Source organism: Qipengyuania aquimaris, assembly GCF_020171965.1.
In the GTDB taxonomy this organism is placed as follows: Bacteria; Pseudomonadota; Alphaproteobacteria; order Sphingomonadales; family Sphingomonadaceae; genus Qipengyuania; species Qipengyuania aquimaris_A.
Genome location: NZ_JAIUZK010000001.1, coordinates 220,285 through 235,242, shown reverse-complemented (window position 1 = coordinate 235,242; position 14,958 = coordinate 220,285). Strand labels below are relative to the sequence as shown.

16 protein-coding genes are annotated in these 14,958 nt (G+C 62.4%); 11 read left to right on the top strand and 5 right to left on the bottom strand.

Going from position 1 to position 14,958, the window contains the following annotated elements:
• Nucleotides 1-32: 32 nt before the first annotated feature.
• From rplO to LCM24_RS01075, 11 genes are all read left to right on the top strand, one after another.
• Nucleotides 33-563 carry a 50S ribosomal protein L15 gene (rplO, locus tag LCM24_RS01125; protein ID WP_090478767.1) on the top strand — a complete coding sequence of 177 codons (531 nt, stop codon included), beginning with the start codon at nt 33-35 and terminating at the stop codon, nt 561-563.
• Between the two features lie 105 nt (nt 564-668).
• On the top strand, nt 669-2,033 hold the full coding sequence (gene secY, locus LCM24_RS01120) for a preprotein translocase subunit SecY (protein WP_090478764.1): 1,365 nt from the start codon (nt 669-671) through the stop codon (nt 2,031-2,033).
• A gap of 32 nt (nt 2,034-2,065) precedes the next feature.
• A complete protein-coding gene (locus tag LCM24_RS01115) occupies nt 2,066-2,710 on the top strand; it encodes an adenylate kinase (RefSeq protein ID WP_224802410.1) in 645 nt (214 codons plus the stop codon).
• An 83-nt stretch (nt 2,711-2,793) separates the two neighbouring features.
• A complete protein-coding gene (locus LCM24_RS01110; protein WP_224802409.1) occupies nt 2,794-3,444 on the top strand; it encodes an SRPBCC family protein in 651 nt (216 codons plus the stop codon).
• Between the two features lie 279 nt (nt 3,445-3,723).
• Nucleotides 3,724-4,092, top strand: a complete 369-nt coding sequence (rpsM, locus tag LCM24_RS01105; protein WP_224802408.1) for a 30S ribosomal protein S13 — start codon at nt 3,724-3,726, stop codon at nt 4,090-4,092.
• A gap of 55 nt (nt 4,093-4,147) precedes the next feature.
• Nucleotides 4,148-4,537, top strand: a complete 390-nt coding sequence (rpsK, locus tag LCM24_RS01100; protein WP_090478760.1) for a 30S ribosomal protein S11 — start codon at nt 4,148-4,150, stop codon at nt 4,535-4,537.
• A 104-nt stretch (nt 4,538-4,641) separates the two neighbouring features.
• A complete protein-coding gene (locus LCM24_RS01095; protein ID WP_090478757.1) occupies nt 4,642-5,697 on the top strand; it encodes a DNA-directed RNA polymerase subunit alpha in 1,056 nt (351 codons plus the stop codon).
• 88 nt (nt 5,698-5,785) lie between these two features.
• Nucleotides 5,786-6,205 (top strand): 50S ribosomal protein L17, encoded by a 420-nt coding sequence (gene rplQ, locus LCM24_RS01090; RefSeq protein ID WP_090478754.1) that lies wholly within the window; start codon nt 5,786-5,788, stop codon nt 6,203-6,205.
• A gap of 92 nt (nt 6,206-6,297) precedes the next feature.
• A complete protein-coding gene (locus LCM24_RS01085) occupies nt 6,298-7,755 on the top strand; it encodes a serine hydrolase domain-containing protein (RefSeq protein ID WP_224802407.1) in 1,458 nt (485 codons plus the stop codon).
• A gap of 130 nt (nt 7,756-7,885) precedes the next feature.
• Nucleotides 7,886-8,485, top strand: a complete 600-nt coding sequence (locus LCM24_RS01080) for a hypothetical protein (RefSeq protein WP_224802406.1) — start codon at nt 7,886-7,888, stop codon at nt 8,483-8,485.
• Nucleotides 8,486-8,631: 146 nt separating this feature from the next.
• A complete protein-coding gene (locus tag LCM24_RS01075; RefSeq protein ID WP_224802405.1) occupies nt 8,632-9,408 on the top strand; it encodes a hypothetical protein in 777 nt (258 codons plus the stop codon).
• A gap of 3 nt (nt 9,409-9,411) precedes the next feature.
• On the opposite strand, the gene LCM24_RS01070 is transcribed toward LCM24_RS01075, so the two are convergent.
• From LCM24_RS01070 to odhB, 5 genes are all read right to left on the bottom strand, one after another.
• Nucleotides 9,412-10,047, bottom strand: coding sequence for a trimeric intracellular cation channel family protein (locus tag LCM24_RS01070; RefSeq protein ID WP_090478743.1), 636 nt, complete (start codon nt 10,045-10,047; stop codon nt 9,412-9,414).
• Nucleotides 10,048-10,052: 5 nt separating this feature from the next.
• Nucleotides 10,053-10,748, bottom strand: a complete 696-nt coding sequence (locus tag LCM24_RS01065; protein ID WP_224802404.1) for a PepSY domain-containing protein — start codon at nt 10,746-10,748, stop codon at nt 10,053-10,055.
• Between the two features lie 43 nt (nt 10,749-10,791).
• The gene (locus LCM24_RS01060; RefSeq protein WP_224802403.1) at nt 10,792-12,126 is read right to left on the bottom strand and encodes an amidase family protein; all 1,335 of its coding nucleotides are present in this window, start codon (nt 12,124-12,126) and stop codon (nt 10,792-10,794) included.
• 159 nt (nt 12,127-12,285) lie between these two features.
• The gene (gene lpdA, locus LCM24_RS01055) at nt 12,286-13,698 is read right to left on the bottom strand and encodes a dihydrolipoyl dehydrogenase (RefSeq protein ID WP_224802402.1); all 1,413 of its coding nucleotides are present in this window, start codon (nt 13,696-13,698) and stop codon (nt 12,286-12,288) included.
• A 10-nt stretch (nt 13,699-13,708) separates the two neighbouring features.
• The gene (odhB, locus tag LCM24_RS01050) at nt 13,709-14,950 is read right to left on the bottom strand and encodes a 2-oxoglutarate dehydrogenase complex dihydrolipoyllysine-residue succinyltransferase (RefSeq protein ID WP_224802401.1); all 1,242 of its coding nucleotides are present in this window, start codon (nt 14,948-14,950) and stop codon (nt 13,709-13,711) included.
• Nucleotides 14,951-14,958 lie beyond the last annotated feature (8 nt).

Genomic DNA, 14,958 nt, shown 5'->3' with positions numbered 1-14,958 from the left:
AGCGCGAACAAAAGCGAAAGCGAGTGCAAGACATGACTATCAAACTCAACGACATCCGTGACAACCCCGGCGCCCGCAAGGAGCGCATCCGTGTCGGCCGTGGCATCGGTTCGGGCAAGGGCAAGACCGCTGGCCGTGGCCAGAAGGGTCAGAAGAGCCGTTCGGGTGTTGCCATCAAGGGCTTCGAAGGCGGCCAGATGCCCCTTCACATGCGCCTGCCGAAGCGCGGGTTCAACAACCCGTTCGGCAAGGACTACGCCGAAGTGAACCTGGGCATGGTCCAGAAGTTCATCGACGCGAAGAAGCTCGACGCCAAGAAGGACATCGACCACGCAGCGCTGAAGGCCGCAGGCCTCGCACGCGGCGGCAAGGACGGCGTCCGCCTCCTCGGCAAGGGTGAGATCAAGGCAAAGGCGAAGTTCGTCGTTGCCGGTGCCTCCAAGGGCGCGATCGAAGCCGTCGAGAAGGCCGGTGGTTCGGTTGAAGTGCTGCCCAAGGCGCAGCCCGAGCACGAGAAGAAGGCTGCTCGCACCGAGGCCAACAAGGCCAAGAAGGCAAAGTAATCGATGGAAATAAGGGAGCGGGGGTTCGACAATCGGCCTTCCGCTCCCTATCTGTCCGGTCAGCGCCGGGACGGGCCGGCGACAAGCTAGGATCGAAGACGACCAATGGCATCAAGCGCCGACAGTTTCGCGAGCAACATAAGTCTCGCCAATTTCTCCAAGGCCACTGAGCTCAAGCAGCGCATCTGGTTCACGATCGGCGCGCTGATCGTTTTCCGCTTCCTGAGCTTCGTTCCGCTGCCGGGCATCAACGCCCGCGCGCTGACGCAGCTGGCCGATGTCACCCAGGGTGGCATCATCGACATGTTCAACATGTTCACGGGCGGCAGCCTTGAGCGGATGAGCCTCATCGCGCTCGGCGTCATGCCCTACATTACCGCCTCGATCGTCGTGCAGATGGCTTCGGCCCTGCATCCCACGCTCGCTGCCCTCAAGAAGGAAGGCACGGTCGGACGGCAGAAGCTCAACCAGTATACGCGATATGGTACTGTGCTGCTCTGCACGGTGCAGGGCTGGTTCCTCGCCGCCGGACTGGAAAGCTTCGGTGCCTCCGAAGGTATCGCCGCAGTCGTGGATCCGGGCTACATGTTCCGTGTCGGCGCGGTGATCAGCCTTGTAGGCGGCACGATGTTCCTGCTCTGGCTGGGTGAGCAGATCACCAGTCGCGGTATCGGCAACGGCGTTTCGCTGATCATCATGGCCGGCATCGTCGCCCAGTTCCCGACCTTCGTGTCGAACATGGCGACCGGCTACAGCGAAGGTTCGATCGCAACCGGCATCCTGCTCGGCTTCATCGTCATGGTCGTCGGCCTGATCCTGCTGATCAGCTTCTTCGAGCGTGCCCAGCGCCGCCTGCTGATCCAGTATCCCAAGCGTGCAACCCAGCGCGGCGGTATGCAGGCGGATCGTTCGCACCTTCCGCTCAAGCTCAATACTGCCGGCGTCATTCCGCCGATCTTCGCCAGCTCGCTGCTTCTGCTGCCGCTGACGATCACGCAGTTTGCCGGCAACTCGCTGGACACGGAAAGCAGCTTCGGCGGCGGTGTGCAGACGGTTCTGCAATACCTCCAGCACGGCCAGCCGCTTTACATGACGCTGTACGGCCTCGGCATCATCTTCTTCTGCTTCTTCTACACCGCAGTCGTCTTCAATCCGGAAGAGACCGCAGAGAACCTGAAGAAGAATGGCGGCTTCATCCCGGGCATCCGTCCGGGTAAGCGCACCGAGCAGTATCTCGACTACGTTCTCACGCGCATCACCGTGATCGGCGCCATCTACCTGACGTTCGTCTGCGTGGTGCCCGAATACATGATCGCCCAGACCGGTATCCCGCTGTTCCTTGGCGGAACCAGCCTGCTGATCGTCGTGAACGTGACCGTCGATACGATCAGCCAAATCCAGTCGCACCTGCTGGCGCACCAGTACGGCGATCTCATCAAAAAGGCCAAGTTGAAGGGGCGCCTTCGTTAAGGCATGAGCGAAGGCGAAAGGGACGTCACGCGATGGATATAATTCTTCTCGGCCCTCCGGGCGCAGGCAAGGGCACGCAGGCACAGCGCCTGGTCGAGCATCATGGCATGATGCAGCTGTCCACCGGCGACATGCTTCGCGAAACGCGCAAGGCGGATACCGAACTCGGCCGCAAGGTCGCGGACATCATGGATTCCGGCAGCCTTGTCTCGGACGACATCGTCTCGGCCATGATCGATGCCAAGCTCACCGACATGGGCCCCGAGACCGGTGCCATCTTCGACGGCTATCCGCGCACGGCAGCACAGGCTGAGCAGCTCGACGAAATCCTCGCCAAGCATGGCCGCAGCCTCGACCATGTCATCGAACTCGAAGTGAACGAGGATGCGCTGGTAGAGCGTATTACCGGTCGCTTCACCTGCGCCAGTTGCGGTGCGGGCTATCACGACACCTTCAAGCAGCCGAAGGTGGAAGGTGTCTGCGACCAGTGCGGTTCGACCGAGTTCAAGCGCCGCCCCGACGACAATGAAGAAACCGTGCGTCACCGCATGCAGGTTTATCGCAGCGAGACCGCTCCGATCCTGCCTGGCTACGAAGAGCGCGGAATCGTCAGCCGGGTCGACGGGATGGGTGCCATCGATGACGTCACCCACGCGATCGACGCGATCCTGACCTGAGGAAGGGGGAGGGCGGTGCGAACTGCCCTTTCCAAACACCTTTTGCACTCATACAACTCGCCCGAATGATCCGGGAGAGACCAATGCTGCGTTTTCATGCAACCCTTGCTGCCATCGGCCTCGCGGCATTCGCGGTGCCGGCTAGCGCAGAGGTCGTCGCGACAAGCGATAGCGGCTTCGTGACCAAGGCGTCGGCGCGTGTTGCGGCAACCCCGCGTGAAGCCTGGCTTGCCTTGATCAAGCCTTCCGACTGGTGGAACGACGCGCACACCTGGTCGGCCGATGCGTCTAACATGACGCTGGTGCCGAGCGCAGGCGGGTGCTTCTGCGAGAAGATCCCGGGCGAGGGCGACATTCCCCTCGATGGCAGTGCGCAGCATGCGATTGTGGTGCAGGCCGTGCCGGATCGGGCGCTGCGTCTACGCGGAGGGCTGGGCCCGCTGCAGGCTGTCCCTGCGACCGGGGTCCTGACTGTCACACTCTCCGAAATTGACGGCGGCACCCGGATCGACTGGGAATACAATGTCGGGGGGCCGATGGGTTTCGAGATCGGCCAGATATCCAAGGCTGTCGACGGGGTGATGAACCAGCAACTGTTGGGACTGCGCGATCACCTCGGTTCACTGGATGGTGATGAAGCCGAAGCCGCGGGCGAAACGCCGGAGCAGGAGGACGAGGATCAGCCGGCCGAGGAAGCCAGTGTCGGGGATCAGATAGACGGTTTGGCCGACTGAATTTTGACGCAGCTGCCTCCACCCGTTATGACACTGTTGTAATAGACGGAAGGCCTCCTACATCGGTGGCCTCGTCGTTTGCGTGCGCGGGCTGTTGACCTTAGCGGCGAATCCGCCTAAGCGCGCGTTTCATTCGACACTTTCGGTGAGTCCGGCAGGCGGGAGCTTTAAGCACGCCATCCGGGCTTTTTGCGTGAAGAACGACCGGTTGTGTCAATGAAAACAAGGCGTTGAGATAGGGTCCCGCTTTAAAGGACCCTGTGGAGCATGGAGAATTAAGTGGCTCGTATTGCCGGGGTAAATATCCCCACCAACAAGCGCGTTATCATCGCGCTCACCTATATTCACGGAATCGGCCGTACCAAGGCTGTTGAGATCGCCGACAAGCTCGGCATCGATCACGCTCGCCGTGTCCAGGACCTTTCCGACGAGGAAATCCTGCGCGTTCGCGAAACGATCGACGAAGATCACATGGTTGAAGGCGATCTTCGTCGCAACACCGCGATGAACATCAAGCGCCTGATGGACCTGCGTTCCTATCGCGGTCTTCGTCACCGTGCCGGCCTGCCCGTTCGCGGCCAGCGCACTCACACCAACGCCCGTACCCGCAAGGGCAAGGCCAAGCCGATCGCTGGCAAGAAGAAGTAAGCCTGGGTCATCCCAGCGCTTTTCCCTTCTTGAGAATATGTAAGGAAGTAACATCATGGCACGCGAACCCGGCCGCGTTAGGCGCCGCGACAAAAAGAACATTTCCAGCGGCGTTGCGCACATCAACGCCAGCTTCAACAACACGATGATCACCATCACCGACGCACAGGGCAATGCTATCAGCTGGTCCAGCGCCGGGATGATGGGCTTCAAGGGTAGCCGCAAGTCGACTCCCTATGCTGCCCAAGTCGCAGCAGACGATGCCGGCAAGAAAGCTGCCGAGCATGGTGTGCGCACCCTCGAAGTCGAAGTGAAGGGCCCGGGTTCGGGTCGTGAGAGCGCGCTTCGCGGTCTCGCAGCTGTCGGCTTCACGATCACTTCGATCCGCGACGTAACGCCGATCCCGCACAATGGTGTGCGGCCGTCCAAGCGTCGTCGCGTCTGATCCGTACCTGCCTGGCGGTCCGGCAACGGGCCGCCGACAATCTTCACGGACCGGACGCTCACTGAGAGCTCCGGTCCTGCCCGCATCCACACCAGGGGAAATCCATGTCCGTCAACATCAAGAACTGGCAGGAACTCAAGAAACCCAACACCCTCGACATCAAGGACGGTGGCGACAAGAAGCGTAAGGCGACCTTCGTTGCCGAGCCGCTCGAGCGTGGCTTCGGCCTGACGCTCGGCAACGCTCTGCGTCGCGTGCTGCTGTCCTCGCTCCAGGGCGCGGCCATCACCTCGATCAAGATCGAGAACGTGCTGCATGAATTCTCCTCGCTCGCAGGCGTGCGCGAGGACGTCACCGACATCGTCCTGAACGTGAAGCAGATCGCGCTCAAGATGGAAGGTGAAGGCACCAAGCGTCTTCAGCTCTCGGCCACCGGTCCAGGCGAAGTGAAGGCTGGCGACATTGCCGTTTCCGGCGACATCGAGGTCATGAACAAGGACCTCGTGATCTGCCACCTCGACGAAGGTGCGACGCTGAACATGGAACTGACCGCCGACACGGGCAAGGGCTATCGCCCTGCCGTGATGAACCGCCCGGCCGACGCGCCGATCGGTCTCATCCCGGTCGACAGCCTGTATTCGCCGGTTCGCCAGGTCAGCTACAAGGTCGACAACGCTCGCGTGGGCCAGGAACTGGACTACGACAAGCTGTCGCTGACCATCGAAACCGACGGCACCGTCACTCCGGAAGACGCGGTGGCCTATGCCGCGCGCATCCTCCAGGACCAGCTGACCTTGTTCGTCCACTTCGAAGACGGCATCCCGCAGCCGACTTCGGCGATGATCGGCCAGGCTGCAGAGCCGCAGGAAAGCGACACCAACCAGCTCAACCGTTACCTCCTCAAGAAGGTCGACGAGCTGGAACTGTCGGTCCGTTCGGCAAACTGCCTGAAGAACGACAACATCATCTACATCGGCGACCTGGTCCAGAAGACCGAGGCCGAGATGCTCCGTACGCCGAACTTCGGCCGCAAGTCGCTCAACGAGATCAAGGAAGTCCTGAGCTCGATGGGCCTGCGCCTCGGCATGGACATCCCTGGCTGGCCGCCGGAAAATATCGAGGAAATGGCCAAGAAGCTCGAACAAGAGCTGCTCGGCTAATCGATCCCAAGGGGCATAGGCCGGACCCCGTCTTCCGGCCTGTTTCGGGCTACCTCATACGGGCCCCCTACGAACGAAGGACTAGAAAATGCGTCACAAGATTTCCGGCCGCAAGCTGCAGCGCAAGACGGGTCACCGTCACGCAATGCTGCGCAACATGGCTGCTGCGCTGATCAAGCACGAGCAGATCATGACCACGCTGCCCAAGGCGAAGGAAATGCGCCCCTACATCGAAAAGCTGATCACGCTGGCGAAGCGTGGCGGCCTTTCGAACCGTCGCCTTGCGATGGCTCGCCTGCAGGACGAAACGCAGCTGAAGAAGCTGTTCGACGTCCTGGCAGAGCGTTATGCCGATCGTGAAGGCGGTTACAGCCGCGTGATCAAGGCCGGCTATCGTGGCAGCGACGCCGCGCAGATGGCCGTGATCGAGCTGGTCGACCGCGACGTCGACGCCAAGGGCCAGGACAGCGGTCCGGTCATGGGCGACGAGGAAATGGAAGACGCGTAAGCGCGACTGCCTCAAGAACAACGAAGGGCCGGGGGAGCGATCCTCCGGCCCTTTTGTTTTGCGCGCAAGGCAAGTCGTGTCACAAGGCCGGAATGATCAGAAAAGCCCTTGCCGCTAGCGCACTCCTCGCCGCGACCCCGCTTGCCGCGCAATCGACCACGCAGGAGGAGATCGACGCCCGGTACGACCGTGCTCTTGCGGCGGGGTACAAGGCGCTCATGCTTTGCAGTGCGATCAGCAGCGCCGAACACGCGCGGCAAAACAGGACTGCACAGAGCGTTCTGGAATGGGAGCTCGCAGGTATTCAGCAGCCACTCGATGATTTGGTGGGCGAGCTTCCCTACGAGATCCACCGCCGGGCAGACGGCGAACGCGTGATGCATGTCGAGGTCGAGTGGGCACAGGATATGCCGCCGCGCATCGCTCGTTCATTCGGGGCTGGCTGTACACTCGGACCGATCGGGATTGCGATCCCCGAAGATGAGACAAGCGCCGACTATCAGCCACCGAAATTCAGGGAGCGCGATAGACGATATCCGACCGCGGCATTGCCACGCGAAGTCCAGGATGGGGCCTTTGGCGACGCCTATGGTCCGGGCACCCGCACAACCGCTGTCCTCATTTCCAAAGAGGGGCGTCCGCTCTTCGCCCGGTTTGCCGAAGGCTTCGACGAAGACACGCCGCAGCGCACATGGTCCGTCGCGAAGAGCATAGCCGCGACCTACCTTGGTGCTCTGGTGCATCGCGGTGATCTCGACATGCACGATAGTGCAGGCCTGGGCCTCAATTCCGACGATCCAAGGGGGACCATCACTTTCGACCACTTGCTTCGCATGGCGTCGGGACGCTATTCCGACACTGCGGGCAATCGAACCGATCCGACCTATTTCGGAGGCGCCACGGTTGCCGAGCGGGCAGCACAGTGGCCGTTGCTGCACCCGCCCGGCTCGGTATTCCGCTATGCCAACAATGACACGCTCATGGCTGTCGAACGGGCCGTGTTCCACAAGTCCGGCTTTCTTCCCGAGCAGCTGCTTGGCAGATTGCGGATGAGCGACACCATTCCTGAGAAGGACTGGGCTGCGGCGCTCCTTGCGCGTCCTTCCCAATGGACGGATGAAGTCGATATCCAGTCCATGCTGGACGCCATGGCAAACCGCCCGTCTCGAGACTATTCGGGAGGGTACATTCTCTCCAGTCAGGTATGGTCCAGTCCCAAGGATCTGGCGCGTCTCGGACAGCTATATCTCGATGGGGGTGTCGGGCCGGATGGCAGCCGTATCCTTTCAGAAGGTTGGGTCAAATACGTCTCTTCGCCCTCAGGGCCACAACCCGACGGCCCATTCGGCTATGGTGCGGGCTTCTGGCTGTTCAACAATTCGGAGGGCGTTCCTGCCGACACCTTCGCTGCGATGGGTAACCGCGGCCAGTATGTCGTAATCGTTCCGAGCCTTAATGTTGTCATCGTGAGAAGGGGAGAGGACCCCAGCGGATCGCGCTTCGATATCGCGGCATTTACCCGCGATGTCCTTGAATCGCTTCAGAAATAGATATTCAGGAAAAGATATAGTTTCCTGAACGCCGCCTGTAATCGGGATTCAGGCTCACCTCAGTGCGACTCGCCTAGAACCTCATTCAACCGAGGCAATCCCGCCTGGGTAGAGATGAGGAGAACCTCACATGACCAAGATTACCAAGAACATTGCGAAGGGTGGGATCGCAACGGCTGCAGTCGGCGCCATGGCGCTGGCCACCGCAACTCCGGCCCAGGCCCGCGACCGCGACGATGGTATCTCCGTCGGCGACGTCATCGCCGGCGCAGTCATCATCGGCGGCATTGCCGCGATTGCCAATTCGGCCAAGCGCGACCGCGATTACTACCGTGACGGCCGCTATTACCGTGACGGTCGCTATTACCGCGACGGCCGTGATTACCGCCGCGACGCTTACCGCAACCGCGGCAATCCGCGCGCCGCAGTGGAGCGCTGTGTTCGCGCCGCGAAGCAGGATGCGCGCCGCTATGGCTATCGCTACGCCCAAGTGACCGACATCCGTGATGTCGACGACACCCGCTATGGCTGGAGGGTGAAGGGCCGCATCGTTGTCGATGGCCAACGTGGCGGCCGCTGGGGCGGCTATGACCGCTACGACCGCTACGACCGCTACGATCGTGACGACCGTCGCCGCTATCGCGGTGAAGATCACGGCAAGTTCACCTGCTATATCGAGCGGGGCCGCGTGAGCCACGTCGACTTCAAGGGCATTCGCGGTCTCCGCTAATCCCCGATCAATCCACCAGCGGCCCGGACCTTGCGGTTCGGGCCGTTTTTTGTGTCCGGTTCAGCCGTGCTAAATCTGGGATATGGCACCGGTCGCATCGTCAATCCTTGCGCCAGGTGGGGGCGCGAAGGCAGAGGAAGTTTTGCATGAAGAAATTGCACACCTGGGCACTCGCGCCTGCCGTTCTCGCGACCGCTTCCATCGGGGTATCGCCCGTCGCCGCGGCATCCATCCCGCAGGTCTCGGCAACGTCGGCAAAACCGGTAGGCGTCACCAGTTACGATCCCGCCGATCAGACTTACGAAAACCATCGGCACCGCCGTTACCGTCACTATCGTCACCACCGTGGCCCGAGCCTGGGCGACGTGCTGACTGGTGTCCTGATTATCGGTGGCATCGCCGCCATCGCCAACAATACGAAGCGCAGCGATGATCGCCGTTATCGCGACCGCGACTATCGGGATTATCGCCGCGACGATGCGCGCTGGGACGATGGCCGCGGTATCGACCGCGCCGTAAGCATGTGCGTCGATGCGGTGGAGCGTGACGAACGCGTCGAGACCGTGGACCGTGCGGATCGCACCGCTCGCGGTTGGCAGATCAGCGGCACCCTTTCGGGCGGCGCAGGCTTCTCCTGCGAAATCGGCAACGACGGCCGCGTCCGGAACGTGGATTTCGGGCAGTCCGGAAATTGGCAGGGCGAAGAAGATCGCGACGATGACGGCTATGCCGCAGTCACCGAGGATAACCAGTGGGACGATGCGCGCTATGCTGCCGAGAGGCAGAAGGCCGATGGTCGGACTGCGATGGTTTCGGATACGGAAGACGCCGTCGTCGAAGGGCCGCAACCGGCCTATCCCGGCGGCCCGATCGAGGGCGAGGACGAAGACAATCGGCCCGTCTATCCCGGCGACCCGGTCTAAAGTCTAGTCCTTGCTAGCGACGCGCTCGTCGTAGGAAGGCAGTGCTAGATTGAACAGGATGGCGGCGAGGCGAAGGCCGAATCCGGCCAGCGCCGCGCCGATCCATACATACCAGTCCTCCAGCCCGACCAGCGCGCCGACCACGGTCAGGCTCGAAGACAGGGCTGCGGCGGTCACGTAAAGCTCTGGCCGCATCAGGATCGAAGGCCGTCCGGCAAGTACATCGCGGATAATGCCACCGACGCACCCGGTAATTACTCCCATCAATGCTGCAGGGACGGGCGGGACTCCGTATTGCAGCGCCTTGGCCGTGCCGAGGACGGCATAGGCGGCGAGGCCCATCCCGTCGGCGATCGACAGGAACCTTCCCTCCCACCAGCGCGTGGGCGTGAACCAGGCGAACAGGGCGATACCGAGGCAGGTAGCGGACACCCAGGGGTCGACCATCCAGAACACTGGCGCGCCGATCAGCAGGTCGCGGATCGTGCCTCCGCCGACCCCGGTGATCAGAGCGAAAAACGTCAGGGTGACCAGGGTCTGCTTTTCCTTGGCCGCGACCAGGGCCCCGGTCAGGGCGAAGATCGCCACTCCGGCGACATCCAGCCAGTCGAGCACAGGCGTGAGGATCTCCTCGTTCACCTTGCCTAGACCTTGCGGGCCTTGCGGCGGCGGAACATCAGGACGAAGCCCAGCAGCGAGGCCAGGACGCCGAGGATCGCAAACAGGATCAGGATCGGGTGGCTGGTGTCTTCGCGGGTCTGGAGGTCCATGATGTGCAGGCCCCAGACGAAATCGAAAGTGCGCCACCATCGCGTGCGGACGGCCTCGATCTCACCGGTATGCTCGCCGACATAGACGTGGGTTCCATCGGTAAGCGCGACTTGCCAGACCGGCATTTCCCGGCGGAAATCGAAGGGGACATTATGGGCATCGTACCGCGCGGTGTCGGCGACCCGGTCGCCGCCCTTGATGCGTTCGGCCACGATCATGCGTGCCTCGACTTCGGAAATCGGCCCCATTTCGGACCCGTCGGCACGAAACCTGTCGCTGGTCCCGTCCATGTAGGTGATCCGCGTTACCGTCTCGCCGCGTTCCACCTGCGTCGTAACGGAGCGGACAGGCCGGGTGCTCTCGGCAGGCAGGGTAACGTATATCTCGGTGTCGCTTGGCAGCGCCCGTTCGGTAACCGCATTGCGCAAATGGTTGCCGCGCACTTCCTCGATCGGCTTGATTACCATGACGAGGCCGGTGACGGTCCACATCAGGATCGGAACCCCAGCCAGCCAGGCCAGCCAGATGTGCCATTTGGCAAAGCGCCGCATCATTTGCTGCTGACCCACAAAATCCTCCGTCTGATCCGCCGACCGGAATGGGCCGTGCGCCTCAGGAGTGCAACACCTGCCCGATGGCTTCTGCGGCCGCGATCGTGGATAGATCGGCATAGCGCGGCCCCATCACCTGCATTCCGCAGGGCAGGTTGCCTGTCGCGCCGATCGGAAGCACGGTCGAGGGCAGGTTGGGGAAGGTCGCCAGTCCGGCCCAGCACAGCCCGGATGCACCGGGGACCGTTTCACCGTTGATCTCGATCTCTCCGTCGAAGACCCTTCCATCGCGATGCGGCACGGCAAGCACGGGGGCTGGCGGGGCGAGGACGAAATCGTAGGTTTCGAACAGCTTCGCCCAGGCCAGCTCGTTGCGATACTGAATGTCGAGGAGGTTGAACCAGTCAGTGGCGGTCGCCCTCTGACCGTTCCTGCCCGGGGCGCCGCGAGCCATCGCCACATTGAGCATGCGCATATAGTCTGCGTGCTGGGCGCGGAGATCGGGCAGCAGTTCGCTGGTCAAATCGACTGACGCCCCCGCTTGGCGAAGCGCCTCGAGGGCTGCTTCCATCGGACCGCGGACTGCGTCGTCGCTCGCGCAATCCGGGTGGTCGACAAGCGCGAGGAAACGCGTTTGCGAAATCGGTTTGCGACGCTGCTCCAGCGGCCGTTCGCTGGTGAGGCGCGTCAGCAGGTCGAGATCGGCAGCATTGCGGGCGAGGGGGCCTGCAATCGAGAGCGCGCCGTCATGCGCGCCGCGCCCTGCCATAAGAGGGTGGTCGTGCCCTTCCTTGCTTATGATGCCCCAGCTGGATTTATGCCCCCACACGCCGCAAAAATGGGCCGGTACGCGCACGGAGCCCCCGATGTCGGTTCCGAACTCGCAGGGCACCATTCCGCTGGCGACGGCTGCTGCCGATCCGCCGGACGAGCCGCCGGGAGAGCGGTCGTGGTCGTGCGGATTGTTGGTCCGCCCGTACACGGGGTTGTTCGACTGCCAGTCGGCCAGATCGGGCGGCACGTTCGTCTTGCCGAGGAAGATCGCCCCGGCCGCCTTCAGCTTGCGGACGACGGCGGAGTCACGCGTCGCGATATTGTCGCGGTGCGCTTCGTGGCCCCAGGTGGTGGGAAGGCCGGCGATGTCGAAGCTTTCCTTGATGGTCATGGGCACGCCGAACAGGGGCGTCGCGTCGGAAGCGGCCGACTTGTCCATGCCCTTCGCGGCATCGCGGGCGCGGTCGAAATCGCAAACCACCACCGCATTGATGTGTGTATCGAGATGTTCGATCCGCGCGATCGCCGCATCGACAGCCTCGAGAGGGGACAACTCCCCTGCGGCAATACTCGCAGCCGTTTCGATGGCTCCGGGCTTCTTGGTCAGTTTCGGATAGGCCATGCAATCTCCCCTCACACTCCAGACTATGTCAGGAGGGGAAAGGGGGGGCAATCGCCTTGCTGGGGGTGTCCGGCCACGAGGCACGCGCGAACCGGAAATGGAAAAGGCCACCACCCGAGCGCTCAAGGGCGCTGGAGTGGTGGCCTTCCAGTTCTTTGATCAGATGTGGATCGGCTTGCCCTGGACGCCCATCGCCGCTTCCTTGATCGCTTCGGAATGCGTCGGGTGGGCATGGCAGGTGTAGGCGATGTCTTCCGACGTCGCGCCGAATTCCATGGCCTGCGTCGCCTGGGCGATCATGGTACCGGCGACGCTGGCGATGGCCCAGACGCCGAGCACGCGGTCGGTTTCGGCTTCCGCGATGACCTTCACGAAACCTTCGGGTTCGTGGTTGGTCTTGGCGCGGCTGTTGGCCATCATCGGGAACTTGCCGACCTTGATGGCTTTCTTGTCGCCGCCCATTTTCTCGATCGCTTCGTCCTGCGTCAGGCCGACACCGGCGAACTCGGGCCAGGTGTAAACCACGCCGGGGATGAGATCGTGGTTCACGATGCCGGTCTGGCCCGCGACGTTCTCTGCACAGGCGATGCCTTCGTCTTCGGCTTTGTGCGCGAGCATGGGCCCGGGAACGACGTCGCCGATAGCCCAGACACCGTCGACCTTGGTGCGGAAGTCGTGATCGACTTCGATCTGGCCGCGCTTGTTGGTCTCGATGCCGATCGCATCGAGGCCGAGGCCATCGGTATTCGGTTTGCGGCCGATGGACACGAGCACGCAATCGGCTTCGAGCGTTTCCGCGTCACCGCCAGCAGACGGCTCCAGCGTCAGCGTAGCCTTCTTGCCCTTCACTGTGCAGCCGGTGACCTTGGTCGACAGGCGCAGTTCCATGCCCTGCTTCTTGAAGATCTTGCCCGCTTCCTTGCGGACATCGTCATCCATGCCCGGCAGAAGCTTGTCGAGATATTCGACCACGATGACTTCGGCACCGAGGCGGCGCCAGACCGAACCGAGTTCAAGGCCGATAACGCCGCCGCCGATGACGACCATCTTCTTGGGCACGGACTTGAGTTCCAGCGCGCCGGTGGAATCGACGACGATCTGCTTGTCGTTGTCGACCTCGACACCGGGCAGCGGAGTGACCGAAGAGCCCGTGGCGATGATGATGTCCTTGGCAGTGACCGTTTCGTCTCCGACCTTGACCGTGTGCGCATCCTGGAAGGTGGCATGGCCCTTCTTCCAGTCGACCTTGTTCTTCTTGAACAGGAACTCGATGCCGCCCGTCAGGCCCTTTACCGCGTCACGCCGCTGGGCGTGCATCGCGTCGAGGTTCAGCTTGGGCGAAACCTCTATACCCATTTCGGCCATTGTACCATTGCTTGCCGCATCGAAATATTCCGACGCGTGCAGCATCGCCTTTGAGGGGATGCAGCCCACATTGAGGCAGGTCCCGCCCAGCGTCTCGCGGCTTTCCGCACAAGCGGTCTTCAGGCCCAGCTGTGCTGCGCGGATCGCGGCGACATAGCCACCCGGGCCAGCGCCGATGACGAGGACGTCGTAGTCGTATTCAGCCATGATTTCTTCCTCAGAGGTCGATCAGCATCCGGGTCGGATCTTCGATCGCTTCCTTGATGATTTTCAGTGCGGTCACGGCCTCGCGGCCGTCGATCAGGCGGTGGTCGTAGGACAGCGCGATATACATCATCGGACGGATGACGATTTCGCCGTCGACGACGACCGGGCGGTCCTCGATGCGGTGAAGGCCGAGGACGGCACTCTGCGGCGGGTTGATGATCGGGGTCGACATGAGCGAACCGAAGACGCCGCCGTTGGAGATGGTGAAGGTGCCGCCCTTCATGTCTTCCATCGTCAGCGTGCCTTCCTTGGCGCGTTTGCCGAAGTCCGCAATGTCTTTCTCGATGCGGGCGAAACCCTTGTCCTGCGCGTCACGGATGACCGGGACGACGAGGCCGTTGGGCGCGGAAACGGCGACAGAGATGTCGACGTAATCGTGATAGACGATCTCGTCGCCCTCGATATAGGCGTTGACCGCAGGCACATCCTTGAGCGCAAGGCACGCGGCCTTGGCGAAGAAGCCCATGAAGCCGAGACGAATGTCGTGCTTCTTGGCGAAGAGGTCCTTGTATTTCGTACGGGCCTCGATGACCGCGGACATATCGACATCGTTGAAGGTGGTGAGCAACGCCGCATTGTCCTGCGCGCCCTTCAGGCGCTTGGCGATGGTCTGGCGCATGCGCGTCATCTTGACGCGTTCCTCGCGGCGCTCGCCCGCCGGAGCCGACGGAGTAGCGGCCTGGGCAGGCACGGCATCTGCGATCGTGCCGCCGTCCTTCTTGGCCTTGGCAGCGGCGATCACATCTTCCTTGGTCAGGCGGCCGTCCTTGCCGGTGCCCTTGATGGTGGAAGGATCGACGCCGTGCTCAAGAACCGCGCGGCGTACGGCCGGTGAAAGCGTCTGCGATGCGTCGGAAGAGGCCGCGGGAGCGCTCGCTTCGGCGCGCTCTTCCTTTCCCTCTTCCCGCTGTTCGGCAGCGCGACCGGCTTCTTCGCCCTTGGCAGCGGGGGCGCCGCCTTCTTCGATCACTGCGAGAACCGCGCCGACTTCGACGGTATCGCCAACCGCGACCTTGAATTCGGTGATCACGCCCGCGACGGGCGAGGGCGCCTCGACGGCGACCTTGTCGGTTTCGAGGCTGACGATCGGTTCGTCCACGGCGACGGCATCGCCGACGTTTTTCAGCAATTCGCCGATGGAGGCTTCGGTAACGCTCTCGCCGAGCGTGGGGACTTTGACTTCGGTGGCCATGGTCAGGT